The sequence below is a fragment of the Marinobacter flavimaris genome, from assembly GCF_045057155.1.
Taxonomy (GTDB): Bacteria; Pseudomonadota; Gammaproteobacteria; order Pseudomonadales; family Oleiphilaceae; genus Marinobacter; species Marinobacter manganoxydans.
Map to the genome: position 1 here is coordinate 1,536,907 of NZ_CP171359.1, position 25,936 is coordinate 1,562,842.

Consider the following 25,936-nt stretch of genomic DNA (forward strand, 5'->3'; position numbering starts at 1 on the left):
CACCAACAACTTGAACCCGCTACGCCCTTTGGACGATCCGGCTACGCCCTCTAATCCCCTATTATATTTTCAACGGTGAGGGAAACCTCACCAGGAATTCTGAAACTTCAGGCCTTCATATTTCTTGTTCCGCGTTGTTTCGACGCCCGGGTTCGAAAGAACCCCTTGATGAGAGCCAACCCCCAAAGGGGCTGGCTCTTTTTTTATGGCTGAACGGTTCTGGTGGGATTCAGTGTTCGATGATCCGGCGGAAGGGTGGCAACGCATCCAGCAACAGCTGACCATACCGGCGGGCAATAATGCGGCGATCCAGAATCGTCACTCTTCCAGTATCCTGCTCGGTCCGCAGCAGCCGACCAACCGCCTGGACGAGTTTGATGGACGCGTCCGGAACGGTGATTTCCATAAACGGATTGCCGCCCCGCTGCGTCACCCACTCGGCCAGGCTCGCCTCAATGGGATCATCCGGCACCGAAAATGGCAAACGGGTAATCACGACGTGGTGCAAGTACTTGCCTGGAAGGTCGATACCCTCTGCAAAACTGGCAACGCCGAACAGGACACTCGGCCGGCCTTCATCCACCCTGCTGCAATGCTGCCTCAGCACTTCGCCCTTGGCCATATCGTCCTGCGTAATAATCAGGTCCGGGTAATCCGGGGCCAACGCGTCTCGCACTTGCTGCATTTGACGACGGGACGTAAACAGTACCAGTGTCGCCTTCTCGCCTGCCCAGAGGTCCGGTAGTCGTTTTACAAGCTCATCGGCGAAGCCGTCATCCGTCGGCATGGCGGACATCGCAGGCACCTCTACCGTTGCCATTTCGCCGTAATGGAAAGAGCTGGGAACCACGAGGAAGCGGCTGCCCTGGGGCAATCCAGCCCGCGCGTTCAGGCGATCGAATCGACCAAGTGCGGTCAGGGTGGCACTGGTGAGCACGGCGCCGTATGCGCGAGACCAAAGCCTCGAGTACAACAGGTTGTCTGCCAGTACCGGTGAACTGTAAAGAGTGATGTCCTCGGCGTGGTCCCAGCGCTGGCGTACTGCCCATCGGGCTGGGGGCGGGCTTTTCTGCGTTTTCGGCCTGGCTTCAGGCTCATCACCTGTCTCGCTGTTGGTATCAGCTTCCACGGGGGGACTGGCATTGCCCGGGTCGCACCAGGCTGTCCAGAGCCGCAACTGGTCCTCTGCCCGGGCGTGAAAGGAGCCTATCACCGGATACCAGGCTTCGGCGGTTTCCCGGTCGATTTCATGCTCCTTGCGCTCGTCAAAGGCGCCCTGCAACTCGTCCGCCAGAACGCCCAGTTGCCGGACCATGTTAGCGGTAGCAATCCGGCTTTCGGCTGCAAGCTCGGCCATCGCCTCCGGCAATTCACCTTCCGGATAACGCCACTGCGCCGTCCGTCGCTCCTCATTGAACTCCCAGCCGGTATTCTGCTCGGCTTCTTCGTAAACCCGGTTGAGGACCAGGTCTACCTCTCTCGACGCAGAACTGATGCGATCCAGGGACTTGGCGGCCTGGGTGCCGGCTGCCAGATAAGGCTGCATTTTCACAAGCGCCTGGGAAAGCTGCTTCAGCCATTGCCGGGTAGCATTGAGTGGCAGCGACGCGGCAAAGTGATTCAGGGCCTTGTCCGGAAGGTGATGAGCCTCGTCGAAAATATAGAGGGCGTTCTCCGGCTCCGGCAGAATGGCACCGCCGCCCAGGGCAAGGTCGGCCAGAACCAGATCATGGTTAGCCACCACGATATCGGCATCATCAAGGTCTTTACGGGCATCAAAAAACGCGCAACTGTCGAAATAGCTGCAGTGGCGGTTTGTGCACTGCCGGTGGTCGGTTGTTACCTGTCGCCAGACGTCGTCCGGTATCTGTTCCGGCCAGTGGTCGCGGTCACCGTCCCACTCGCGGGAGCCATAACTGGCGAGCATTTCCTCGAAAAAGGCCCGGGTGCCCGGTTCTTCATTTTTCGGCCCATCCAAAAGGAACAGGGGCATGGTGTCGCTGTCGGTATTGCCTTCATCGTGCAGGCGGGCTTCCAACCGGGACATGCAGAGGTAGCGCCCCCGCCCTTTGGCCAGAGTCCAGTTGAAATCCATCTTGCTGTGCTTTTTCAGGTCCGGGAGATCTTTGAGCACAATCTGGTCCTGAAGGGCCACGGTTGCGGTGGAGATAACCAGGGTTTTGCCGAGGGCTTTGGCCACGGGGATGGCAGCGATCAGATAGGCCAGGGTTTTGCCTGTCCCGGTCCCGGCTTCGACCACACAGGCAGAGGCCGGGGACGTTCGTTGGCCATCGTTCTCGGTGATATCGCCCATGTATCTGGCGATTTCCGCAATCATCAGGCGCTGCCCATAGCGCGCCCGAATATCCTTCCCTGCCAGCACATCCCGATATCCCTGCTGGATCGATTGCTTGATTTCGTCGGTCAGCGCCATCAGCGAGGGCTCACCCAGTCCCTGACAACGCCAACCCGGAAGCGGCGACCGTCACGACTCAGCACCACACCCTCTTCGGTGATGTCGTCCACCCGCAGGCCCTCAAAGGTATCGCCCACTCTCAGGTAGGTGTTGTTGATCATCACCCGACTCGATGCAGGAGAGGAAGAGTATATATGACTGTTAAAGGTCAAATCGGGAACGCTCTTCTGGAATGAAAGCGGCAACTCTACCAGATGAGGCACACGGCCCGCCTGCTCCTGTTCCGCCTGTGGCACTGCCGTTTCGGATATTGCGGATGAGGGCACAATAACCGTGGCCCGCTCCCGGTTCTCAGTCGCGGCAGGTTCCGCTGCTACGGGCGCAGGCGTTGAATCGGCGTTGTCGGGCTCAGGGATTTCGCCTGTCTCCGCGACCGGGTCTTCCGGTGTTGCGCCTGGTTCGCTCGCCGGTGTCACCGGTAACGGTGCCGGCTCAGACGTGTTCTCCGTTGTATCGGCAACCGTTGGCAACTCAGTTTGACCCGCCGGAGCCCACGGCAAGGGCGTGCCGGGCCAGAATAGAAAGGCCAGAACGCCCGCGTTGAGGATCAGCGCGAGGGCTACCCACACGGCCGGTGACACCCGTTTTTTCTTCGGCCGGTGAATCAACTGCACCTGTTGGCCGAGGTCCGGAACGCGACCCTGGCGGCGCTCGGTTTCGGATTTTCGCAAGGCGTCCAGAATATAAGACATGATTATTCTCGACCCTCCGACTGAAGGGGGTTGAGGCGAGGGATTGAAGCCTCCAGATCGTTGTTAATCTGGATGATGGTCATGGCACCGGCAATTCCGTCCACGGTGAGCCCCCGCAATGCCTGGTACCAGCGAATCTGTTCTTCGGCTTCCATGCGCTTCACCCGATCACTCTCTGACCGGGAGCCGCTGTGCCGGTCCGCAAGATCCATCATTCGCGCACCAATCCAGAGTTGTTCGCCACCACCATTGCTGTAGAAGCCATCGCCCGTCATGTATTCCGGAAGGCGCCATAAAACCCGGTATTCACCGAACCAGTGGCGCTCTATGCTGGTAAAGGAAACGCTCTGAGTACCAGACGGCATGGCAACCTCTGCTGTATTGCCGTCCAGATGGCGGAGAACGACAAATCCGGTGTTACCTGCCTCATCCTGGAGCTGAAGCATTGCCGGGCGATCGAGAAACTCCAGGCTTCGGCGACTACCCTGTCGATTCAGGCACCCCAGTCCGTTCTCTCTCGCCCAATCACAGGCCACGGGTGCTTCTGCGGGTTGATAGTCCCGCCCCCAGATCCCGAACAACACCTGGAACGCCGAGACCGAATCCAAAAGTTGGTCCGGAATGGCCAGGTCATCTGGTCCAGGCGGCTTTTCAGGCCCGGTTTCCTTAGCGCTCTCCACCCGAGCGCTCTCCACCTGAGCCCCCTCCACCTGCTCCGGTTCCGGTGCCTCCATCCGCTCAACCTCACCCTTGAGCGGTTCTGCCGACGGCTGCCCGGTAAGAACCTCACCGTCAGGGGACCACCGCTCGAACAGCCAGGCGGTGCCGATGATAGCCACCAGAATCGAAGCGGCAACAATCAGGTACTGGGACCTGTCCGGCGACCGGGATGATCGTGAAGGTGCGGGACCAATCGAATGTCCGCGCACTTCCTTTGCCGCATGGCGGATATGATCAGCCGTGATTTCATGCTCGCCTTCCGCGTACGCTCCCAACAGGGCCCGGTCACTGATCAGGTTGATCAGGCGGGGAATACCCTGGCTTTCTCGGTAAAGACGGTTCATCGCCCGCTGCGAGAAAATATCGCCCCGCATTCCTGCCACGCTGAGGCGGTAGCGAAGGTAGGCCGGCAGCTCTTCCCGACCAATGGCATCCAGATGGTAGCGCGCGGTAACGCGCTGGTTCAGCTGGCGCAACTCCGGAAGTGCCAGCATTTCCTGCAGTTCGGGCTGCCCGAGCAGGACAATCTGAAGCAGCTTCTTCTCCGCCGTCTCCAGGTTGGTCAGAAGGCGGAGCTGCTCCAATACCTCGGCAGACAGATTCTGGGCCTCATCGATCATCAGAACCTTGTGTCGCCCGGCCGCATGGGCCTTCAGCAGGTCCTGGTTAATCAGGTCCACCAGTTCCTTGATGGTGGCACTTATCTCGTGGGGGATTTCCAGCTCATCACAAATGGAGGAGAGCAATTCCCGGGCAGAGAGCCTTGGATTCAGGATCAGCGCGATATCCACATTATCCGGAACATTCTCGATAAAGCAGCGGGAAACCGTTGTTTTCCCGGTTCCCACTTCACCGGTAATTACGATGAAGCCGCCCTGCCCCTGAACCCCATACATCAGGTGCGCCAGCGCCTCCTTGTGGCGATCGCTCAGATACAGGTAACGAGGGTCTGGCGCAATGGAAAACGGCGGTTCCCGAAAGCCGAAAAAGTCGTAATACATATCAGGACGTACCGGAATCCGCGTTGCTGATCAGTCTGAGCTCGGCGGTGCGCCGATTCTGGTGCTTGAGTCTCCGTACGCACCGCTCCAGGGTTTTCGAGATGCGGGCGTGGGAGCGGATCATGGAGATTTTTGGCCAGGTGGCCCGTTCGCCGGCCAGAATCATCTGCCGTATGAAGGCCGGATCGGGGTTTGCCAGCATCCTGCTGTAATCCTTGAACGAATATGAGGGCGCAATGGTAACGTCTCCCGAGTAGCGCTGGGCCATAATGGTGTACAACTGACCGGACATCTGCCGCATAAGTTCCGGCCGAAGCCTTTTCCGCAAGTAATCAAACACCCCCTGGCCATGGAACTGAATTTCAGATTTCAGCAGGTGCATCGGCAGATTGCCAAGGGACAGCTTTTCATCCCGGCCGCGCTGGCTCAGGAACGGCACCACATGGGGATTGGTCTGGCTCACGATGGTGTAGTTCACATCGTACAGATGCATCAACCGCTCAATAGGCAGGTCGCTCACAACCGAGCCATCCACAAACTTCAGGCGCGGCATATAGGGTAGCGTGTTGCCCTGAATGTCCTTTTTCATCAGGGTAACCGGCGGGAAAATACCGGGAACCGCGGCGCTGGCCAAAACCGCACTCCAGACCATCAGATAAGGCGAGGTGTATCCACACAGCAAGCGAGCCTTCTGGTGGGCCTGCACTGGTGAAACACTCACATTGATCGAACGGCCGGTACGCTGGTAAGCCTCTTCAAAAGTATATTCACCGATATTGCCACGCAGGCAATTGCGCAGCTCTTCCTGATCCATGAGTCCGTCCCCACGCACCGCACTGAGCAGCCCCCGCCATTTCCAGGCTTTCAGGTTATGGTTCTCGGGCACCAGCATTTCCGGGATTTCCGCGTCTGTGTGTACTCCAAGAATGCCCGCGATAACCGCGCCGATACTTGAACCAGCGATGACCTGGGGCAGAAGCCCCTTTTCCCAGAGAGCCTTGATGACGCCAAAGTGGAAAACGCCCAGGGTAGCGCCGCCACTGAGCAAAAGCGCCGGGCGGCCAAAGCTTGTAAGCGTGTCGCGGAAGAACTGAAGTTTGTCGGCAACGGGAAAACCGGGCACCGGTTCATCACAGAGGTAATCCAGCGATTCACAGACCTGGGTAATGTATTCCTCGATCAGATGTTTGGTGCCAACCCGGGATCGGGTATAAAGCGCCGGGTTGCCCATATTCCCCAGATCATGGTGGAGCCCCTCCCGAAGGGCCCGCTTGAGCCGCTCTACATCATTCTGCTGACGATACTGTTTGAGATTGCTCAGCCGGTCGTAGATGACTTCGTAGTGGTAGAGATCGGAGGCAAAATCCTCTTTCCACTCGGCATTGCCCTCCAGGAAGTCCAACTCCAGGGCCGCGGCCTTCCACACTTCGTAGTTTGGCGCCTCGGCCAACATTTTCCGGAATTTGGCTATTCTTGGATCCTTGAGCACCGCTGACCTCCTTTCAAACCAGAACGCTCAGAAATCCTCGAGCATCAGATCTTCATCGTCGCCACTGGCAAACGGATCGTTGACCACTTTCCCGTCGTTAATCAGGAATTCCCGACGTTGCAGAAAAGCGTTTCGAACAAACGTGTAGCTGTCGCCCGAGATAAAGCTTTCAGCGGGAATGAGATCTGCCCGACGGTCCACTATCTGCAGCGCACGGGCATAGTAAACTTCAGGGCTGTCAACTTCATCCCAGGCCGACGGTAGCGCAAAGCCGTCGGTCATGAACCCGGTAAAATGCCGGGGGGTTGAAGGCCCCAGAAAAGGCAGCATGAGGTAGGGTCCTGAACCCACGCCCCAGTAACCCAGTGTCTGACCAAAATCTTCCGGCCGCTCCGGGAGGTCAAAGGCGGTTGCCACGTCAATCAGACCACCCAGACCGAAGGTCGTGTTGTAGGTAAAGCGCCCTACCGCAACCACGGCCGACTCCCCTTTCAGCTGCAGTACGCTGTTGGTGAAGTTTCGGAGTTCGGTCAGGTTATTGAAGAAATTGGTAATGCCACGGTCAACAATCTGCGGGGTGAAGTCTCTGTAGGCCTGTGCCACCGGCTTCAGGAACCAGCGATCAATGGTCTCGTTGAAGGTGTACACCTTGCGGTTCCAGTTCTCCCAGGGGTCTTTCGGGTCAACCGGAACAGAGCCTTCTGGCGCAGGTTCCTGCATAGTCTGTGCGGTGGCCTGGCCCACTGGCAGGAATACAGCCAGGAATAACAACATGATGAGCGTAATCAGCCGGCGCCGGATAAAAATGTGTTTCATTATCTGCTCTTGGGTTGTTTAATTCGTTTCAATTCGTCGAAAATACCGGCGCTATTCTTTTTATTATTAAACCATTGTTCCGGAGAAACCGATGTCAGTACCGGGAAATCTTGTAAACACGATTACCATGCCGCTCCGCTGGGGCGACATGGATGCATACGGCCACGCCAATAATACAGTCTACTTCCGATTCTTTGAGGAAGCGCGCATTGTCTGGCTGGCCTCACTGGAGCTCGGCGGTCCCGAAGAGCCAACCGGCCCGGTCATTATAAAGACCAGTGCCACCTTTCTAAAGGAATTGAACCACCCGGCAACGGTTGAGGTGAAAACATACGCTGACAAAGCAGGTAACACCAGCCTCGACACCTATCATTTGCTGACAGATGTCGATACTGGCGCGGTTTATGCGGAAGGCTATGCGAAAATCGTGTGGTTCGACCGGGAAACGCGCGCCTCGGCCCCGCTGCCAGATACCCTTCGGGCTCTGGCAACGACTTGAACCGGAAGACTCCTACCGGCGGCGTACCACCACGCTGCCGATGGAATAACCTGCCCCGAACGAACAGATTACCCCGAGATCGCCACTGACAAAGTCATCCTTGTGCTTGTGAAAGGCGATGATCGAACCGGCGGAGCTGGTGTTGGCGTATTCATCCAGAATCACCGGTGCCTCTTCCTCAGTGGCATCGCGACCCAGCACCTTGCGGGCAATCAGCTGATTCATATTCAGGTTGGCCTGGTGCAGCCACATGCGACGGAGATCATCCGGCGAGAGGGACAGGCTTTGCAGCTGTTTCTGGATGGTCTCGGCAACCAGCGGCGACACCTCCTTGAACACCTTGCGACCCTGCTGAACGAAGAGCTTGTCGGGTTTACCAACACCGGAATCATCGGCGCGGTTCAGAAAACCGAAATTGTTCCGGATGTTGTTGGAAAACTTGGTTTTCAGGCTGGTACCAAGAATCTCGAACCCCTGCCCCTCACGGGTATCTTCTTCGCGCTCAACCAGAATGGCTGTGCAGGCGTCACCAAAAATAAAGTGACTGTCCCGGTCCCGGAAATTCAGGTGGCCCGAACAGATTTCCGGGCTGACCACCAGAACGGAACGGGCACTGCCATTCTCGACGGAATTGACGGCCGCCTGAAGGCCGAACGTAGCGGAGCTGCACGCCACGTTCATATCGTAGGCAAACCCGTCGATACCCAGCGCTTCCTGAACTTCGATAGAAACTGCCGGATAGGCCCGTTGCAGGTTGGAACAGGCAACGATCACGGCATCGACATCCTGTGCCGACTTACCCGCCTGCTCAAGGGCCTCACGGCAAGCAGTCACAGCCATTTCGCATTGCACCGAGGGCTCCTCGTTGCTGCGATCGGGAATATAGGGCTTCATGCGTTTGGGATCGAGAATGCCATCCTTGTCGATCACATGTCGGCGCTTGATGCCGGACGCTTTCTCGATAAACGAGGAGGACGATGGCTGCAGCGGCGTCACATCGCCATTGGCGATGGCGTCTGCGTTCTCCGCGTTGAACAGTTCAACGTACTGGTTGAAGGCTTCGACCAGTTCGTCATTATCAATGGTTGCTGGCGGTGTGTAGAGACCGGTCCCGCTAATAACGGCTTTAATCACGCTAACCCCACGTCATGATTGTGAAAACGGGATGACTGGCGTCCCGTCTGATTCGTTCATTGACCTACTGCCAGAAATACTAACACAGTATCGGGGTTTTGCCCGTCGGCTATCAGTCAGTAGCACCGGATTGGTGCAGTCTGCCTTTCTCAGACTCTGGTTTTTTCCCACTGCCGGTCCAGACGTTTCACCGACACGGTCATCACCGTGCCCAGTTGCTGGGCAAAGAACGACACCCGGAACTCCTCCAGCATCCAGCGGTACAACACCAATTCAGGATCCCGGGTCCCCTGCCGCTGTTGTTCGTCCCGCTTCACCGCGTAGCGGGACCAGAGCGGCTCAATGGTGTGAAGAAACTCCCGCTCCCGGCCCATTTCCCGGGACATTTTCTCCAGCCGAATCAGAGCCGCCTCGAAGTAACGCCCGAATTCCGCCAGCCACTCAGGCGGTGTTTCCATCAGAAATCCGGGATAGACAAGGTTCTGTAGCTGAAATTTCAGATCGGCCATGCTGTTGGCGAGGGCCAGATTGATTTTGCCTTTCAACTGCTTCGCCACTTTCTGGTAACCGGACATGGCCTGATACAACCGCTCGTCTGCCTGCTCCAGAGCCGGGATGAAGTCGCCCCGGTGAGCGTCAAACACACGGTCGAAGTCCTCTGCTGTCCTCGGAACACCCTCCGGGAGAAAGTGCTGCATGGCCGTTGCCAGCAACAGGTCATCCAGCAACACTTTCGACTGGCCTACAGGAGCAAACATCAGCGCAGACTGTTTAAACCGGGGAAGCTTCCGCTCCAGGTCATCGAGCGTCCTGCCGAACCGGTTCAGAATCAGGCGGGCGATAGCCTTCCGGGTGGTATCTTCAGCAGTCAGCCGATCAAGACAACGTATCTGGCGCACCTGCTTACCCAGATCCTCCAGCGCGGGATAGACGGTCACCTGCATGCCGCCCTTTTCGGTCTGGACCTGTTCGGGCAACGCTCCGAACCGCCAGTCGGTGTACTCGCCAACCGGTTCCGCCCGCGAATCATCTTTTGTCGCCGACTCCAGCGCCTGCTCCGCCTGACCCTCAAGTTGATGCTGCAAATCGGTCGTCTCGCGACTCTCGGCAATGGTTCGACCGCCGTCACCCATGACACGCAGGTTCATCCTGAGGTGCTTTGGCAATTCCGATTCCGACCAGGCCTCCGGATCAATCTGTACACCGGTCATCCGTCGCAACTGCTCGCCCAGTTGAAGCGTTAACGGTTCGTTGGAGGGCTGCAGGTTCTCGAGGGCCGCGTCTACAAAATCAGGCACAGGAACAAAGTTACGGCGCAACGCCTTGGGCAGGGACTTTACCAGGGCAATGCATTTCTCCCTCAGCAGACCCGGCACCAACCATTCCAGACGACGAGACGGAATCTGTTTGAGGGCCATCAGGGGAACCTGCAGCGTGACGCCATCTTTTTCACTGGTGGGCTCGAACTCGTAGCTCAGCGGGTAGCGAACGCCCTGCCACTCCAGAAAATCGGGATACAGGTCAGCGGCCTGGGCATCCACCGGTCGCTGAAGAATGTCGGCCTCGGTGAGCTCCAGTTCCTTCAGTTGCTCCGCCGAGAGCCCCTTCCACCAGGTCTCGAAATGCCGGCCACTGATGATGTCTGCAGGCAGGCGTTCATCGTAGAAGGCCACCAGCACTTCATCGTCAACGAGCAGATCACGCCGCCGGGTCTTCTTCTCAAGATTCTCAACCGTGTCGAGCATCTCCCGGTTACGGGCGATAAAGGGCGCCTTTGACCGGTAATCCCCCTCCACCAGCGCTCGCCGGATAAACAGATTCCGGCATTCCGCCGGATCCACCTTGGCGTAAGGAATGCGGCGCTTGGCGACAATATCCAGGCCGTAAAGGGTGACCTTTTCGTAACCCATCACCTGGGCCCGCTTCTGCTCCCAATGGGGCTCAAAATAATGATGTTTGACGATATGGCCGGCCAGGGGCTCAATCCATTCCGGTTGAATGGACGCCACCACCCGGGCAAATACCCGACTGGTCTCCACAATCTCGGTGGCAACGATCCATTTCGGACCGGCCTTGGCTACCTTGGAGCCGGGAAAGATCAGCACCTTCCGGTTCCTTGTCGCCAGGTATTCCTTCTTTTCTACCTTTACGGCGACCTGACCCAGAAGACCGGCCAGTATCGCCTTGTGCAGCGATTCGTAACTGGCGGCATCCTTGTTGACCGCCAGCTTCTGTTCACGACAGATCAACGTCAGCTGGCGATGGATATCCCGCCATTCCCGCATTCGCATCCAGCTCAGGAAGTTCTTCTGGCAAACCTTCTTGAGCTGATTCTGGGAAAGCTCCTGGCGTTGCTCTTCATAGAAATTCCACACGTTCAGCAGGGTGACGAAATCCGATTCCTTGTCATTGAACGGTGCGTGGGCCTGATCCGCCGCCTGCTGTTTGTCCTGGGGCCGCTCCCGGGGGTCCTGAATACTCAACCCGGCAATGATGACCAAGGTTTCCGCCAGACTGCCAAGCTCCGCCGCGGTGACCAGCATCCTGGCCAGGCGAGGATCGAGGGGCAGCCGAGACATGGTTCGACCAAGCCGGGTGACGCGGCGCTTGTCATCCACCGCACCCAATTCTTCAAGGAGCTTATAGCCATCGTTGACCTGACGCTTATCCGGCGCCTCCAGGAACGGGAACTGCCGAATTTCCCCAAGGCCCGACGTCGCCATTTGCAGAATGACCGACGCCAGGTTGGTGCGCAGTATTTCCGGATCGGTGTATTCCGGGCGGTTGATAAAATCCGTCTCGTCGTAAAGCCGGAAACAGATACCCGGGGCCACCCGGCCACAACGTCCTGCCCGCTGATTGGCGCTGGCCTGGGAAATCGGTTCCACCGGCAAGCGCTGGATCTTCGAGCGCACACTGTAGCGGCTGATCCGGGCAACCCCGGTATCGATCACGTAACGAATGCCCGGCACCGTCAACGAGGTTTCCGCCACGTTCGTCGAGAGCACGATCCGTCGACCCTTGTGGGACTGGAACACCCGGTTCTGCTCGGCATTGCTCAACCGGGAATACAACGGCAGCACTTCGGTGTGCCGCAGATCAACATGACGCAGTACCTTGCTGAGATTGCGGATCTCCCGCTCTCCTGGCAGGAACACCAGGACGTCACCGGGTGGCTGCTTCTGGCTGCGCTCATGTTGTTCGATTTCATCAAGGGCGCCCAGCACCCCATCGGTCCAACCCTGATCCCGGTCGTCCTCATCTCCAGTCAACGGGCGGTAACGCACGTCCACCGGATAGGTTCGACCGCTCACCTCAATCACCGGCGCCTTGTCGAAAAATTCGCTGAACCGTTCAACCTCAATGGTGGCCGACGTAATGATGATCTTCAGATCCGGTCGCTTGGGCAGGAGCTGACGCAGATACCCGAGCAGGAAGTCGATGTTGAGACTACGCTCGTGGGCTTCGTCGATGATGATCGTATCGTAGCGATCCAGAAAGCGGTCGTGCTGAACCTCCGCCAGCAGGATGCCGTCGGTCATCACCTTCACCCGTGACTGCTCGGAGGTGTTGTCGGTGAAACGAACCTGATAGCCGATCTGCTGGCCAGTCTGTTCACCGATTTCCTCGGCAATGCGAGCGGCAACACTGCGAGCGGCAATCCGACGGGGCTGGGTATGACCTATCAGGCCCCGGATACCCCGACCACTGTTCATGCAGATTTTGGGAATCTGGGTGGTTTTACCGGAACCGGTTTCCCCGGCAATGATCACCACCTGATGGTTTTCGATGGCCTCACGGATATCATCCACGCGCTCGGAAACCGGCAAGCCTTCGGGGAAACTGGCCGGTTTGTGCAGGGCATGGCGCTGCTGAACCTTTTCAAGCCCACGATCCAGCCACTTGGCCATTTTCTCCAGGTCTTTCTGGCCAGGTTTTCCCTTGGTTCGGGCAACCGTTTTAACGATTCGGGCCGCTTCCTGCTGATTACAGGCGTCCAGCTGCTCCATCATCGCTTTGACGGCCGCCTCGGCATCAGGTTTTGGAGTCGGTGTGCTCGAAGCCACTTACTTGTTGTTCGCCTCGTCCCGCAGTTCACGGCGCAGGATCTTGCCCACATTGGTCTTGGGCAGCTCGTCCCGGAACTCGAATTTCTTGGGAACCTTGTAGGCGGTTAGCCGCTCGCGACAAAACTCCTTCAGCTCGTTTTCCGTCACGCCTTCAGCCGTCGGCACCAGGTAAACCTTGACCGCCTCACCGCTCTTGGCATCGGGAACGCCAACCGCGGCGCACTCGACTACTTTCGGATGGCTGCTGACCACGTCTTCGATCTCATTCGGGAACACGTTGAAGCCAGAGACAATGATCATGTCTTTCTTGCGATCAACAATGCGGATATAGCCGTCTTCCTGGATCAGGGCGATATCGCCGGTGCGCAGGTAGCCATCGTCGGTGAAAGATTTCTGGGTGTCCTCAGGGCGCTGCCAGTAACCGCGCATAACCTGCGGTCCTTTTACGCAGAGTTCGCCCGGCTCGCCCAGGGGCGTCTCATTGCCTTCTTCATCGAGGGTTATGACCTGGGTGGACGGAATTGGCAGGCCGATGGTGCCGATCTGAATGGCGCTATGGGGGTTAAAGGTCACAACCGGGGAGGTTTCGGTCATCCCGAAGCCTTCGCAGATCTCGCAGCCGGTAACCCGCTCCCACATCTTGGCAGTGTCGCTTGTCAGCGCCATGCCGCCCGAGGACGTCAGCTTCAGGCTGCTGAAGTCCAGATCCTGGAAGTCTTCGTTGTTGCAAAGCGCGACAAAGAGCGTGTTCAGTCCCAGGAACGCGGTGAACTTGTGGTTCTTCAGCTCTTTCACAAAGCCCGGGATATCACGCGGGTTCGGAATCAGCACGTTGTGCGCGCCGGCCTCAAGCATGATGCCGCAGTTCAGGGTAAAGGAATAAATGTGGTAGAGCGGCAGCGGCGCGATAACAACCTCCTGACCTTCAACCACCATGTCTTCCATCATAGGCCGGGTCTGCAGCAGGTTGGCTACCAGGTTGCCGTGGGTCAGCATCGCGCCTTTCGCCACACCGGTCGTCCCGCCGGTGTACTGAAGCACGGCAATGTCATCCTGCTTGCACTCTACCGGGGTGAATTTTTCACGGGCGCCGGCACTCAGAACGGCAGGCAGCTTGTGGGCCTGGGGCAGATTGAACGGCGGCACCATCTTTTTGACATGCTTGACCACGGCATTCATCAGCGTGCGCTTGATTGGCGAGTGCATATCCGCGATTTCGGTAACAATCACGTGCTCGATGCCAGTGTGTGGCAACACCTTCTCGGCGTTCTCGGCCATGTTCGCGAGAACCACCAGCGCCTTGGCTCCGGAATCGTTGAACTGATGTTCCATTTCCCGCGTGGTATAAAGCGGGTTGGTATTCACTACAATCAGGCCAGCTCGCATTGCGCCAAACACAACGACCGGGTACTGGCTGACGTTCGGCATCTGCACCGCGATGCGGTCGCCAGGTTTCAGGTCTGTCTTGTTTTGCAGCCAGGCTGCAAAGTTGCGGCTCTGGGTGTCGAGGTCACGGTAAGTGAGAGTTGCACCAACAGCACTGAATGCGGGACGGTCGGCAAACTTTTTGACCGACTGCTCGAATACATCCACCATGCTTTTGTACTTGTTCAGGTCCACCTCACGGGGCACGCCGGCGGGGTATTTATCCTGATAGAACTGCTCAAAATCCATCACCATCTCCTGTTTGGCGCTTTTGATTGTAATGATTTACCGATGTCAGGTTGATCAGAAAATCAACCCTACAAAGGTATCAGCCTCAAAAAAGTGGGGAGAGAATAGCAGTTTTGTAACCGATGAGGTAGTTTTCGAGACTCTTACCCGAACACCTGTACTCAAATGACAACAGTGCGGAGCACGCGATGAGCGATACCCTTGATACCCTGGAAAATATCACCTACGACGAGCTGAACGAGGGCGACACCGCCACCTTTACGCGCACCCTCACCGAGGACGAACTGGTGCTGTTTGCGGCGGTCTCCGGTGATGTAAACCCGGTACACCTGGACTCCGAATTTGCAGCCGGCTCCATGTTCAAGGATCGGATTGCCCATGGTATGTGGAGCGGCTCCCTGATCTCGGCGGCGTTGGCAACGGTCATGCCGGGCCCCGGTACCATCTACCTGGACCAGAGCCTGTCTTTCAAGCGGCCGGTGAAACTGGACGACACCCTCACCGTTCAGTTGAAAATCCTCCGCAAGGAACCGAAAGGCCGGGTCGTGGTCGAGTGCGACGTACGTAATCAGAACGATCAGAAGGTGGTCATCGGGGAAGCGAAGGTCATCGCGCCATCAGAGAAAGTGTGTCTGCACAAACCCCGGTTGCCGAAAATCACCATCGAAAACTAAGCTCGCCGTGTCGGGCAGTCCCTCGCTGGCTGCCCGATCAAGTTATCAGCCGGGCAGGAAATCAATCGGAAATCTGACCTTCCGGGCCTCAACATTGTCAGCCCCGAAATTGAACAGCCGCACGCGCATGGCAATCCGCTGTTCCAGCGTGGGGTGCCCGAGCTCTGAGCTGACCACCTCACAGGCAGACACCGAGCCATCCGGTTCGATTACCAGCTCCAACAACACCTTGCCCTTGAGGGTCGGATCCTGCCGAAGCTCCCGCCGGTACATGGAATAGAGTGCCGTTTTCTGGGCATCGAATACTTGCCGGATATTACTCATTGCCCGCTCGCCAACCGATGGCTCGACCTTTGCCGGCCTGGCGGCCACTTTTCGGGATTCTTCCTCGGGCGCATCAACCGTTTTGACCTCATGCTCAGCCACAGCGACAGTGGTTTCCGGCGCCGGAGCGTCCTCCACACCACCGCTTCCACTGAGGACTTGCTGAGAATCCTCGCGCGATTTCGTTGCTTCGGCCGCCTCCGACTGTGTGTTGACCGCAAACTCACGGGCTGGTGTGGGTTCAGGCGACCTGAGTGAAGCCAGCTTGTCTCTCATGGCCAGCAGCCCGGAGCGGGACGCTTTTTCCCTGGCTTGCTCGGTGGTCTGCTTGGGCTTCGGCTCGGATACGGCCTGAGGTTCGGATTCTGGTTTTGGGGCAGGCACAGGGTCGGGTTCAACCCTGGCAACTTTCGGTTCCGGCTGCTTTGGTTTTTCTTTCTTCGCTTCCTTCACTTCCGGTTCTGGCTCAGGTTCTGGCTCGGGCTGAACTGGCTCCGGTGGCACAATCGGTTTAGGCTTCTCCACCAGCCGCGCCAGCCGGGGAGGAACCTTCTCGGCCTCGCTGCGCTCAACCTCCGGTACATCCAGCATTGGGATCAGGAACGCCGGTGGCAAAAACAGCGCCAGCATCAACAATACAATACCCGTAAATCTTCGACTCTCGCCGAGATCACGACTCCATGGCAGCCCCGAACCCGTCGCAGGGGAATATCCGTTATCAGCCATTACGGACCTCCCCTTCCACTGCGAGGCGCACCTGTCGATATTGTTCATCAACACAGGTCTGCATGACCTTGCGAAGCAATCGGTAATCGGTATCCCGGCCGGCCATAATGGTTACTTCAAGCCCCTCCTCGGGAACTTCAGACCAGCGGTTGCGGCGCCAGGAAAGCTCTTCCGACAGACCGGCGATATAGGTGTCACTGGTCTCGATGCCATCCAGTCTTGCCACTTCGCTGCCCTGGACCAGAATGGCATTGGCCGTTACCTGGACTGTCAGGCTCTCAACCGCCTCCTGTTGAGCCGTGGACTTTGGCAAAGGCACGTCTGCGGTGTTCTGCATCACTTTCACATCCGAGGAATTCACCATCAGGAAAAAGACCAGGATGGTAAAGATGTCCATCAGCGACACCAGGTTCAGGCCCCCGGGCTTGTGCATCCGGCCGTAATGCCGACGAATTCTTTTCGCCTTTCGGGACGTTCTCATGCGCCCTCCCCTGATTCGGCCCTGGCGTTTGCGGCAAGCTTCCGGTCTTCAGGTGCATCCATCAGCGAAACATCGGGAAACAGCTCCCCCTCAACCACGCTGGCCGCAACTACCGCCGGATAAGAGCGGACGGTATCCATGGCAGTAACCAGTGTCTGGTAATCGATGTCCGGTCCGACTTCCAGCACCACGTCGGTTTTATCCGGCACACGGGTTTTTATCTGCCGAAGTACCTGACGAAGGTTCTCGAAATCCTGCCCTTCCTCGCCCACGGGCAGCGCCTGGATCAGACCGCGGTCGCTGTCGGCGATCTCGATACCTTCCGGAATCAGAGTAACCACGAGCCGGAATTCCTCAGGCTCAGGCGCCTGCCCGGCGTCCATACCCGGAAAGTTCAGCTCGATCATCCGGACCTGGCTGAACACCATGCCAAGCAACAGGACGGGCACCAGAACAATCATGAGATTGAGAAAGGCGGTGATATCCAGCTCCGGCGAAGCGTTTAACCTGCGGTGACGGCGTCTCATGGTTCAGACACAATGTTCAGCAACTTCACCCCGGCCATTTCGAAACTGTCCACAATCTCGTTGGTGCGGGTCTGCAGTACCGCATGGAACATGAGCAACGGTATCGCCGACATCAGGCCGAAGGCCGTCGTGTTCATGGCCACGGAAATACTTTCCGACAGCAGGGTTGCCTTCTGGGAAGGATCTGCCGCCGCCACGGCGGTAAACGCCGCAATAAGACCAATAATGGTTCCCAAAAGGCCGAGCAGCGTGGCGATATTGGCCAGGGTCGCCAGGTACTGGGTGCGTTTTTCGAGGCGCGGCAGCACTTCCATCAGGCCTTCTTCCATGGCGTACTCGATGTCCTCTCGCCGGCTGTTGCTGAGCAACCGGCCAATGCCGGCGCCCATGATTGAGGCAATAGCGCTGTCGGAGTTGGTGGCAGCTTTCATGGCCCGCTGATAGTCCCTTTTCCTGAGGAGCGGCAGGATGCCTCGCTCAAAAGCAACCCGGTTACGACGCCGCACCGCCGAGAGATAAAAGAACCGTTCCAGAGTGATGGCCAGCCCCAACGCCAGTACGATGGCAATGGGGTACATGAAGGGCCCGCCTTCCTGGAAAAAACGTACGATGGTGTCCAGCATGGTTGTTCTCCCGTTATTACTGCGCAGTCACTGCTGAGTCTCCGAGGGGACTCAGGATCAGAGGGTTAAGGTTTTCGCGAAAGAGGCGGTGCCGCTCCAGGGCGACCGGATCAGCCGGACGGACCAGTTCGGGCGCCTCGTTATTCAGGTCTGCCCTTGGTCTTCTTGGCAGGCTCGGCGCCTGCCAGGGCAATATGTAAAGTACCCGGGGCTCGTCTTCGCCAAGACTTGCAGACAGGCCCTCAACACTGAGCCGGACAGTGTCATCCTGGTCCGCCTTCGCCTGGTTGAGGAACAGCACCTGAAGGCCTGCCAGCAGCAGCGCAGTAAAGAGGTTTCTAGAGGTTTTCCGGCTACCAATCATTTATTCCAGCCTCCTTTCCAGGTCCGCAATCCACCCGGCCACCTCCTGGTCGTCTGCTTTGGTCAGTTCCCGGTAACGGTTGTAGTGCGTGAGGGCCGTTTCCAGATCGAGCAGATAGAGCTCAGCAATCACCGCCAGATTGAAATGCAGCTCCGCCACATCCGGCGAATGGGCAATGCCTGTTTCCAGCAATTTAACGGCTTCGGCGAACCGGTACTGATCCTTCAGGACCAGCGCCAGATTGTTCACGGTCACGGCATTGGTGGGGTCCAACTCCACGGCTTTCTGCCAGGCGTCCACCGCCGCACCTTTCCTACCTTCTTCGAAGGCCTTGCGCCCTTCCTTTTCAAAGCTTGCCGCCAGCTCTGGATCGGTTCTGGCCGGCTCCTCTGGCTGCCGCACTTCCTGGCCGGCACAACCGGCGAGAAACACCAGCAGCAGGAATGCCCAACGCAGCCCTTCTTTAAGTAACGGATTACACCCCATCGTTAGACTCCATGTTCCAGCTGAGCCATTTGACACTCCGCTCGTAGCGTCCCGGGTGCAGTTCCGCAAGAACGCCAAGGCTTCGACCTATCCAGGCGTCATAGCCCTCCGATGTAATCCGGCGGTGGTTTTCCGTGTGCAGTTGAATGGCTTTCTCTTCGAAGGGATACGCCTCTTCTTCAAGCAGCATCTGGTACTGCATGGCCTCAAGCTCATTCAGGTCCGAAGGTACGGCGGATGTCATCAGGTCTTTGGCCAGGCCCCGGTAGAGCTCTGCCCGGCGGAACAAAGATTCAGACAGAACGCGCTCGCCACCGAGAGCTTCGGCATCCAGGAATCGCTGTCGAGCGGTTTCCAGAGCCTTCTGCTTGCGCCCCAGAGATTGTTCCAGAGGCTGACTCAGGCTGATGCTGGTGAACGCGGCAGCCGCACGGGCGCCAAGCACCAGAGAAGACCGGGATGCCCACTCAAGGGTGTCGGCACTGTGCCAGGCGCTGTCCAGCTCTGACTGGACCAGTGCTTCCCGCCAGTGATCCGGATCGTCGCCGCTTTCTATCAGGCGATAACGGAAGGTCTGGAGCCGCTCATGTTCAGATCCGTCGCCAGCCTTCGGGCCGGTAGCAAGATAGTCCCTGTACAGGGCATTCCGCTCCGCTACATTGCCGGCCTCATTCAGCAATTCCGAAGCCCGCAGCCGCAATTGCCAGGGGTTGGCATGATTTTCAGCGGCCTGCAGCAATTCGGATGCTGCCTGGGTGGGTTTATCGGACTGAATCCAGGCGTGTACCAGCTTTTCACTGATACCCGCAGTCAGATCATGTTGCGGGTGGTCGGTGCGGAACTCTTGCAGGTCGACAACAGCGGCTGTCCAGTCCGATGCCTTGAGCAAGGTATTGGCGGCATCGTAACGGGCCCGGATGGCGATTTCCGAGCCGGGTAACACTGAATCAACCCGCCGGAAATGACCCACAGCCTCTCCGAGCCTGCCCTGGAATGCTGCCACTTCCCCCTGGCGATAGACAGCTGTCGCCAGTTGCCTGCGAATCGCCGCCAGCTGGTCGCCAGTCACATCCTTGAGCTGATCGCTCTCGGCAAGATCCAGCGCCTGATTCCAGGCACGTTCCGCCAGTCCATAATCGCCCTCTTTCTGGCGGATCCGGGCCGTTACCTGCCAAGCAGCGTATTGCTCTGCCGGCGATGCCCCGGGGGCGGTAAGAACCTGCGAAGCATAGTGCAACCCCCGCTCATGCTCGCCGGCAGCAAGCCAACGGGCAGCCAGATCCGCCATCAGGCCGGAAACCCTGTTATCACCCGCGTATCGCTCGTTAAAACGATCGGCTTCGTCTGAAAGATCCTCCAGACCAGGCCTGAACGCTGCAGCCCCGTACTGCTGGTCGATGCCGTCTCGCAACAGAGTGACGGCGGCCCAGGCAGCATCTGCTGCCTCACTGTAACCGGGCGCCTCATAGGCAGCCTTGCGAAAGTTCGCCAGCGCCTTCGGAAAGTGGCCCGCCTGCAATCGGGCATCCCCGGCAAGGCGCAAGACCTCACCGCTCTGGGCAACCCGGGGCGCCAATCCTTCATAGTAAGTGGCAGCCTGTGCAAAGGCAGACTCAGAGTTTGCAACCTGCCCCTGTTCCGCCGAGCGGGCGCCCAAATCATAGTGATAGTCCGCCAGCCGTCTGCTGAAGCTCCGCCACTTGTCCTGCTGGCTCCCATTCAGCCCGGCAAAGGCGGAATCCAGGCTATAGCTGTGGACGAATCGGGCCCGGGCCGTACGAACCCGCTCCGCGTCACCCGCCCCTTGCCAGACATCCACCACCTGCAACCGAAAGGCGGGAACGGAATGGTGATTCGGGGAAGACTCGATGAAGGCCCGGTTAGCGGCAACACTGGCCCTGGTCTCGCCCTGGATGGCGTAATAATCCGCGAGCCGGTCGAACAACAGGTGTTCCCAGGGGCGCGGCTGGGCCTTATCCAGCCACGCAATGAGGGTGTCCGGCCCACCCTTTCGGGCCGCCATCAATGCCAGCACCCGGAAGGTATCGTCGATGGTATCAACACTGGATTCACTGACCGACGCAAGGCTCTGTTCCTGCGGCAGAAACTCGTCCAGAACCTCGACAAACGTGCCTGCGGCCCTGTTCCATGCAGACGGGCCCTGTTTGAACTGGCTCCAGCCAAGCATGTATCGGGCCTTGGTGCTGAACTCTTCGCTGTCGCCGGATTCAATCAATTGCCGGTAGCCGCTTTCTGCCTCAGCGTACTGGCCAGCAGCAAAGGCGGATTCCGCCAACCGGAACCGGGCCTCCGGTACCAAAGGGGAATCAGGGTAGAGCCCCACCAGCTGTTTCAGCCTCTGGATAGACGCATCCTGCTGTCCTGTCAGGGCATGGGCCTTGGCCATCTGGTAAAGCAGTTCATCCAGCCGCCCACCATAGGAGCCGCGCGCAAGGATGGATTCGTAACTGCTGATCGCCTCACTGTAGACCCTTTCCTCTTCAGCCGGAGAAAACCCTATGTCTTCACCTGAACGATCCCGGATATTACTCAGGCGGTTAAGGGCATCAATCCGGACCTCTGGCTCGTCGGATGTCCGGAACAGGCGATGGTAACGACGAGCAACTTCCGAAGGCGAGATGGCCGGCATCGGCCGGCTTTCAAAGGTCAGGAACACCGGGCGCATATCCCCGATGGTCTCGCCGTCCCGGCCCAGTTCCACACGAAAAGATTCCTGCGCCACAGCCGGCGCTGCCAGCAGTAAGGAAAGGCAGAAGCTCTGAAACGGCCGGATCATGGTTGGGTCTCCTCCAGGTTCTGAAGGGCGAGATATTCATACAGGTGAGCTATCTGCTGTTCGGTTTTGTCCAGTGCGAAGGCCATCTGCTGGTCACTGGCTTCGACATAGTCGAGAGCCAAATCGTCCAACGCCGTCTCAGATGCTTCAAGCAACTGACGAGCAGACACTAACAGCGCTTCGTTGCGCTCTGTCAGCGCAGCGGCAGAGTGACGTAACCGTTCCAGGATTTCCGGTTGCCCCGATGCCTTGCTCCGGACCTGGCTCAAACGGGTCTGGGCATCCGTCAGGGTTTTCTGGAGAGCCTCGATACGGGCTTGCTGGCCGGGACCGGCGCTATCCGCGAGGCGCAGCAGCCGTGCACCGAGCTCCGCCCCCCGCGCATTAAGATCAGCGGTGCTTTGCCTGGATTCCTGCTGATGGATGCCGACCAGCTGTTCTCTCAGAGCCCCCTGAAACACCTCAAGATCGTAACCATGGCGTTCAAGTTTTACCGCCATCGAACGAAGAGCGGCCACTCGCCCTGCGGCCCTCTGGACGTCAGCGTCCTCCATGAAGCCAAGAAGATAGGCCATGCGGGGCTGGGTCAGTGTGCGGCTGTCGGCCAGAAACCAGTCGACTCCGGTTTCCCGGGCATCTTCCACCAGGGTTTTATAGGCCCCCTGTTCCCGAATCTTTCCGGCCAGTTTGCGAAGAGTCACCCGTTCACTCTCGAAGGCAGCGTTGGCGGCGAGGTAGGCTTCCCCGGCCTGCCCGAGATAGCCGGAGAGATCGTAGCCGCGCCCCATCCCTATCCATGCGTCGGCAACTCCCGGGTAGGCTAAAGGATATTTCCTGGCTCGATGCCAGCTCTGCATAGCGGCCCGGTGATTGCCTTTTTCTGTCAGCGCCAAGCCGTGAAGGTAAAGGGCCCGCGGCGTGTTGAAACTGTCGAGATCGACCTCCTCCAGAAAGCCGATCGCTTTATCGAATTCGCCGTGCTGGTAGGCAAGGTAGCCCGCACGTACCAACAGATTATTCTCCAGATGCTGGCTACGCTCGGAATCGGCGTCACCATCGGACATGGCTAACGCAACCCGCAGAGCAACCAGCGCTCTGGCCGGGTTAAGATCGGATTTCGCGTAATCACTGGCAAGATTGAGGTATCCCAGAGCCGCCCAGTAGCCCTCTTTCATACCGGCCAGGATGCGCCCGGCCTCATCGGTGCGGCCTTCGGCTCGTGCCTTCTCAGCATCTTCATAGAGCGCTTGCTGTCGTCTGTCCCCAAGATCGACGCCGACTTCTCCCGCCTGCCGGAATTGCTTGAGACCAGAAAGGACATCATCCGGCATTACCGGCGTGGCCGCCCCGGAAAAGCCGGAAACAGTCAGAGGTAACACAAACAGGAGGACCCGGAGCATCATGGCGCCCTACTCCCACTCCACGAAAGAAACCCGAGGTTCGTAATCGGGCGCCCGGGCTTCCAGACTCATCTGCAAACGGAGTACGCCGGGGCGTTTTCTGAACTTATGGGTGGATTCCCGCCGCACGAAATCATCATCGGCGGAGCGAGCGGTAATCACCGTTTTCAACTCATGCTCGCCGTTTTCCAGGTTCCCGGTAAACAACTGCTGGATTCCGCCGCGTTCAAGCGATGTCCGCTCTCTATCGGAATAAAGGTGGGAAGCGACAGGTTGGCCATTCACGAAGAGCTCGACGGAATCAAGATCGAGCGCATCCCGGCTTTGAAGTGTCAGAAAAACTGCCAGTCTGGTATTCGCTGGATGCAGGACCTTCTGCTCAAGGGCGAAGACGCGCTCCGAATGACTGGCGACCTCGGCACTCAAGCGTTCGAGTTCCTCGTCAAGCCCGTTGGCGGCTACAGCCGAGACAGCCAGCAATGACAGAACCACTGCACCGAAGCGGACTAACCTTTGGCGTGCTATCCGTCGCCTCTGTGATTTTCGTGTGCCGAACATAAGCCTCCTGCCCTGCAGCCTCTGTAACTCATGCAAACTTCTGTAACAGATCGGCAGAAAGCGTAACACTTGGTAACCGCCAAGAACGGTATCCAGATCACCAAATGAAAAACGCGAGTCCGGCAGTTAAAAATTGAGAAGAGTGTCGACTTATTTGACAGGGTGAAGAGAGTTATCGGAGCAAGTTAAAACCTAAGCGGATAAGCTGAATTTTAAACGACTGTTTTAGCAGCTTTTAATTCAACTGGCCCCGTATTTGCTCACTGGAAAGCGGCGGGAGTGCCTTCGGGCAACCCCGCTTGATATGCCGAGCTTTGCCGATGCCCTCAACCGCATCGGCTTTTTTTATTTACTCAGCTGCCTCATGGCCGACTCAAGGCCCTCAACGGTCAGCGGATACATGTGGTCGTTGACCAGCTGCTTGGTCATGCCCAACGAACCTCCGTTACCCCAGTAACTCTGCGGGAGCGGGTTGATCCAGACAACCTTGCGAAAGTGCTCATTGATACGTTGAAACCAGGTAGCGCCCGCTTCCTCATTCCAGTGCTCAATCGAACCACCGGGATGGGAAATCTCATAAGGCGCCATGGTCGCATCGCCGACAAAGATCACTTTGTAGTCGGGCGTGTACTTGTGAAGAATGTCCCAGGTGCTGGTGGTTTCATTCATCCGCCGGATATTGTTTTTCCAGACACTTTCATAGACGAAATTGTGGAAATAGAAATATTCCATGTGCTTGAATTCGAGCCGTGCGGCCGAAAACAGCTCCTCACAGACACGAACGTGGGGGTCCATGGAGCCGCCCACATCGAAGAAGATCAGCACTTTCACAGCGTTATGCCGTTCAGGCACCATCTTCAGATCCAGATAACCGGCATTGCGGGCAGTGGAACGAATCGTGTCGTCCATATCCAGCTGGTCTGCCGCACCCTGGCGGGCGAACTTACGTAACCGACGCAGCGCCACCTTGATGTTCCGTATGCCCAGAGTCACGCTGTCGTCCAGATCCTTGAACTCGCGTTTTTCCCAGACTTTAACGGCCCTGCCGTGGCGGCCATTCTTCTGGCCAATACGGAAGCCTTCGGGGTTATAGCCGTTCGCCCCGAATGGTGAAGTGCCGCCGGTTCCGATCCATTTGTTGCCACCGGCGTGGCGCTCTTCCTGCTCTTCCATTCGCTTCTTGAAGGTTTCGATAAGCTCCTCAAGACCTCCCAGAGAATCAATTTTGGCCTTCTCTTCCTCAGACAAGTGCTTCTCGAACTCGGCCCTCAACCAGTCGTCCGGAATCAGGGCTTCCAGGAGGTCGTCGAGGTTCTCGATACCTTCAAAGTAAGCCTGAAAGGCGCGGTCAAACTTGTCGAAGTGGCGCTCGTCCTTAACCAGGCAGAGGCGAGCGAGGTAGTAGAACTCTTCCATATCCGCAAAGGCGAGCCTCTTCTGCAGGGCTTCCAGAAGATCCAGGAATTCCCTCAAACTGGCAGGCACCTTCGCGCGCCGAACTTCAAGAAAAAAATCAATCAACATAAAACGTGACTCTTGCCAGTGTTCTTGCCGAGAATCAGCTGCGACGACGGGCCATAAACGCGAGCTTCTGCAACAGGTGAACATCCTGCTCGTTCTTCACCAGAGCACCATAAAGAGGCGGCAGCGCCGAACTGGAATCCTTCTCCTGCAACATTTTCGCCGACAGCTCATCAGCCATCAGCAGTTTCAGCCAGTCAATCAGCTCCGAGGTGGACGGCTTCTTCTTGAGGCCCGGGACCTTGCGCACATCGAAGAAAACTTCCAGAGCATCGCGAACGATTTCCTGCTGCAAGCCCGGGAAATGCACGTCCACGATATTCTGCATGGTGTCGTGGTCCGGGAAGCTGATGTAGTGGAAGAAGCACCGGCGCAGGAAGGCATCCGGCAGTTCTTTTTCGTTGTTACTGGTGATCACCACGATCGGGCGTTTCTTTGCCTTAACCAACTTCTGAGTCTCATAGACAAAGAACTCCATACGGTCGAGTTCCAGCAAGAGGTCGTTAGGGAATTCGATATCCGCTTTGTCGATTTCATCAATCAACAACACAACCTGCTCATCAGCCTCAAAGGCCTCCCAAAGCTTGCCCTTTACGATGTAGTTGCTGATGTCCTTGACCTTTTCATCACCCAACTGGGAGTCCCGCAGACGGGAAACCGCATCGTACTCGTATAGGCCCTGCTGGGCCTTGGTGGTGGACTTGATGTGCCAGGGAATCAGTCTCATCCCGAGGGCGGCGGCCATTTCCTCGGCCAGCAGGGTTTTCCCGGTGCCCGGCTCGCCCTTGATCAACAGCGGGCGCTGAAGCGCAATCGCTGCGTTGACGGCCATTTGCAGGTCATCGGTGGCTACGTACTTCTCGGTACCGGTAAACTTCATGGTC

General features: G+C 57.8%; 21 protein-coding genes. 2 read left to right on the forward strand and 19 right to left on the reverse strand.

Annotated features, from left to right (window positions below):
• Positions 1 to 229: 229 nt before the first annotated feature.
• From dinG to ACGK9W_RS07135, 5 genes are read right to left on the reverse strand one after another with little or no spacing between them, the layout of a single operon-like run.
• Positions 230 to 2,434 (reverse strand): ATP-dependent DNA helicase DinG, encoded by a 2,205-nt coding sequence (dinG, locus tag ACGK9W_RS07115; RefSeq protein WP_008171804.1) that lies wholly within the window; start codon positions 2,432 to 2,434, stop codon positions 230 to 232.
• Positions 2,434 to 3,168 carry a general secretion pathway protein GspB gene (locus tag ACGK9W_RS07120; protein ID WP_008171805.1) on the reverse strand — a complete coding sequence of 245 codons (735 nt, stop codon included), beginning with the start codon at positions 3,166 to 3,168 and terminating at the stop codon, positions 2,434 to 2,436. Before ACGK9W_RS07120 ends, dinG begins: the two co-directional genes overlap by 1 nt.
• A gap of 2 nt (positions 3,169 to 3,170) precedes the next feature.
• Positions 3,171 to 4,889 (reverse strand): ExeA family protein, encoded by a 1,719-nt coding sequence (locus ACGK9W_RS07125; protein WP_008171807.1) that lies wholly within the window; start codon positions 4,887 to 4,889, stop codon positions 3,171 to 3,173.
• 1 nt (position 4,890) lies between these two features.
• A complete protein-coding gene (locus ACGK9W_RS07130) occupies positions 4,891 to 6,378 on the reverse strand; it encodes a DUF3336 domain-containing protein (RefSeq protein ID WP_008171809.1) in 1,488 nt (495 codons plus the stop codon).
• A 27-nt stretch (positions 6,379 to 6,405) separates the two neighbouring features.
• Complete coding sequence (locus ACGK9W_RS07135; protein ID WP_008171811.1) at positions 6,406 to 7,194, reverse strand: VacJ family lipoprotein; 789 nt, start codon at positions 7,192 to 7,194, stop codon at positions 6,406 to 6,408.
• Positions 7,195 to 7,285: 91 nt separating this feature from the next.
• Between ACGK9W_RS07135 and ACGK9W_RS07140 the strand changes: the two genes are divergently transcribed.
• Positions 7,286 to 7,693 (forward strand): thioesterase family protein, encoded by a 408-nt coding sequence (locus ACGK9W_RS07140; RefSeq protein ID WP_008171813.1) that lies wholly within the window; start codon positions 7,286 to 7,288, stop codon positions 7,691 to 7,693.
• Between the two features lie 12 nt (positions 7,694 to 7,705).
• Here the strand turns inward: ACGK9W_RS07140 and ACGK9W_RS07145 are convergent, their stop codons facing one another.
• The 3 genes from ACGK9W_RS07145 to ACGK9W_RS07155 form a co-directional block, all read right to left on the reverse strand.
• A complete protein-coding gene (locus ACGK9W_RS07145) occupies positions 7,706 to 8,827 on the reverse strand; it encodes a beta-ketoacyl-ACP synthase III (protein ID WP_008171815.1) in 1,122 nt (373 codons plus the stop codon).
• Positions 8,828 to 8,976: 149 nt separating this feature from the next.
• Complete coding sequence (gene hrpA, locus ACGK9W_RS07150) at positions 8,977 to 12,840, reverse strand: ATP-dependent RNA helicase HrpA (protein ID WP_008171817.1); 3,864 nt, start codon at positions 12,838 to 12,840, stop codon at positions 8,977 to 8,979.
• Positions 12,841 to 12,894: 54 nt separating this feature from the next.
• On the reverse strand, positions 12,895 to 14,571 hold the full coding sequence (locus ACGK9W_RS07155; protein ID WP_088557165.1) for a long-chain fatty acid--CoA ligase: 1,677 nt from the start codon (positions 14,569 to 14,571) through the stop codon (positions 12,895 to 12,897).
• 188 nt (positions 14,572 to 14,759) lie between these two features.
• On the opposite strand from ACGK9W_RS07155, the gene ACGK9W_RS07160 reads away from it, so the two are divergent.
• Entirely contained in the window at positions 14,760 to 15,245 is a 486-nt protein-coding gene (locus tag ACGK9W_RS07160) for a MaoC/PaaZ C-terminal domain-containing protein (protein WP_008171821.1), read from the forward strand.
• 45 nt (positions 15,246 to 15,290) lie between these two features.
• Here the strand turns inward: ACGK9W_RS07160 and ACGK9W_RS07165 are convergent, their stop codons facing one another.
• The 11 genes from ACGK9W_RS07165 to ACGK9W_RS07215 all read right to left on the reverse strand — a co-directional run bounded on the left by ACGK9W_RS07165 (position 15,291) and on the right by ACGK9W_RS07215 (position 25,932).
• Complete coding sequence (locus ACGK9W_RS07165) at positions 15,291 to 16,295, reverse strand: AgmX/PglI C-terminal domain-containing protein (RefSeq protein WP_405419931.1); 1,005 nt, start codon at positions 16,293 to 16,295, stop codon at positions 15,291 to 15,293.
• A complete protein-coding gene (locus tag ACGK9W_RS07170; protein ID WP_405419934.1) occupies positions 16,288 to 16,776 on the reverse strand; it encodes a biopolymer transporter ExbD in 489 nt (162 codons plus the stop codon). Before ACGK9W_RS07170 ends, ACGK9W_RS07165 begins: the two co-directional genes overlap by 8 nt.
• Positions 16,773 to 17,303 carry an ExbD/TolR family protein gene (locus tag ACGK9W_RS07175; RefSeq protein WP_405419937.1) on the reverse strand — a complete coding sequence of 177 codons (531 nt, stop codon included), beginning with the start codon at positions 17,301 to 17,303 and terminating at the stop codon, positions 16,773 to 16,775. The genes ACGK9W_RS07170 and ACGK9W_RS07175 overlap by 4 nt, the downstream gene beginning before the upstream one ends.
• The gene (locus ACGK9W_RS07180; RefSeq protein WP_053115389.1) at positions 17,300 to 17,926 is read right to left on the reverse strand and encodes a MotA/TolQ/ExbB proton channel family protein; all 627 of its coding nucleotides are present in this window, start codon (positions 17,924 to 17,926) and stop codon (positions 17,300 to 17,302) included. Before ACGK9W_RS07180 ends, ACGK9W_RS07175 begins: the two co-directional genes overlap by 4 nt.
• 16 nt (positions 17,927 to 17,942) lie before the next feature.
• A complete protein-coding gene (locus tag ACGK9W_RS07185; RefSeq protein ID WP_405419941.1) occupies positions 17,943 to 18,290 on the reverse strand; it encodes a hypothetical protein in 348 nt (115 codons plus the stop codon).
• Positions 18,291 to 18,776 carry a tetratricopeptide repeat protein gene (locus ACGK9W_RS07190; RefSeq protein WP_405419944.1) on the reverse strand — a complete coding sequence of 162 codons (486 nt, stop codon included), beginning with the start codon at positions 18,774 to 18,776 and terminating at the stop codon, positions 18,291 to 18,293.
• Positions 18,766 to 21,573 carry a tetratricopeptide repeat protein gene (locus ACGK9W_RS07195; RefSeq protein ID WP_405419947.1) on the reverse strand — a complete coding sequence of 936 codons (2,808 nt, stop codon included), beginning with the start codon at positions 21,571 to 21,573 and terminating at the stop codon, positions 18,766 to 18,768. The genes ACGK9W_RS07190 and ACGK9W_RS07195 overlap by 11 nt, the downstream gene beginning before the upstream one ends.
• The gene (locus tag ACGK9W_RS07200) at positions 21,570 to 22,976 is read right to left on the reverse strand and encodes a hypothetical protein (RefSeq protein ID WP_405419950.1); all 1,407 of its coding nucleotides are present in this window, start codon (positions 22,974 to 22,976) and stop codon (positions 21,570 to 21,572) included. Before ACGK9W_RS07200 ends, ACGK9W_RS07195 begins: the two co-directional genes overlap by 4 nt.
• Positions 22,977 to 22,982: 6 nt before the next feature.
• Positions 22,983 to 23,531 (reverse strand): AraC family transcriptional regulator, encoded by a 549-nt coding sequence (locus ACGK9W_RS07205; RefSeq protein WP_338354904.1) that lies wholly within the window; start codon positions 23,529 to 23,531, stop codon positions 22,983 to 22,985.
• Positions 23,532 to 23,876: 345 nt separating this feature from the next.
• Complete coding sequence (locus ACGK9W_RS07210; protein ID WP_405419953.1) at positions 23,877 to 25,055, reverse strand: vWA domain-containing protein; 1,179 nt, start codon at positions 25,053 to 25,055, stop codon at positions 23,877 to 23,879.
• A gap of 34 nt (positions 25,056 to 25,089) precedes the next feature.
• The gene (locus ACGK9W_RS07215) at positions 25,090 to 25,932 is read right to left on the reverse strand and encodes a MoxR family ATPase (protein WP_088557155.1); all 843 of its coding nucleotides are present in this window, start codon (positions 25,930 to 25,932) and stop codon (positions 25,090 to 25,092) included.
• Between the last annotated feature and the right edge of the window lie 4 nt (positions 25,933 to 25,936).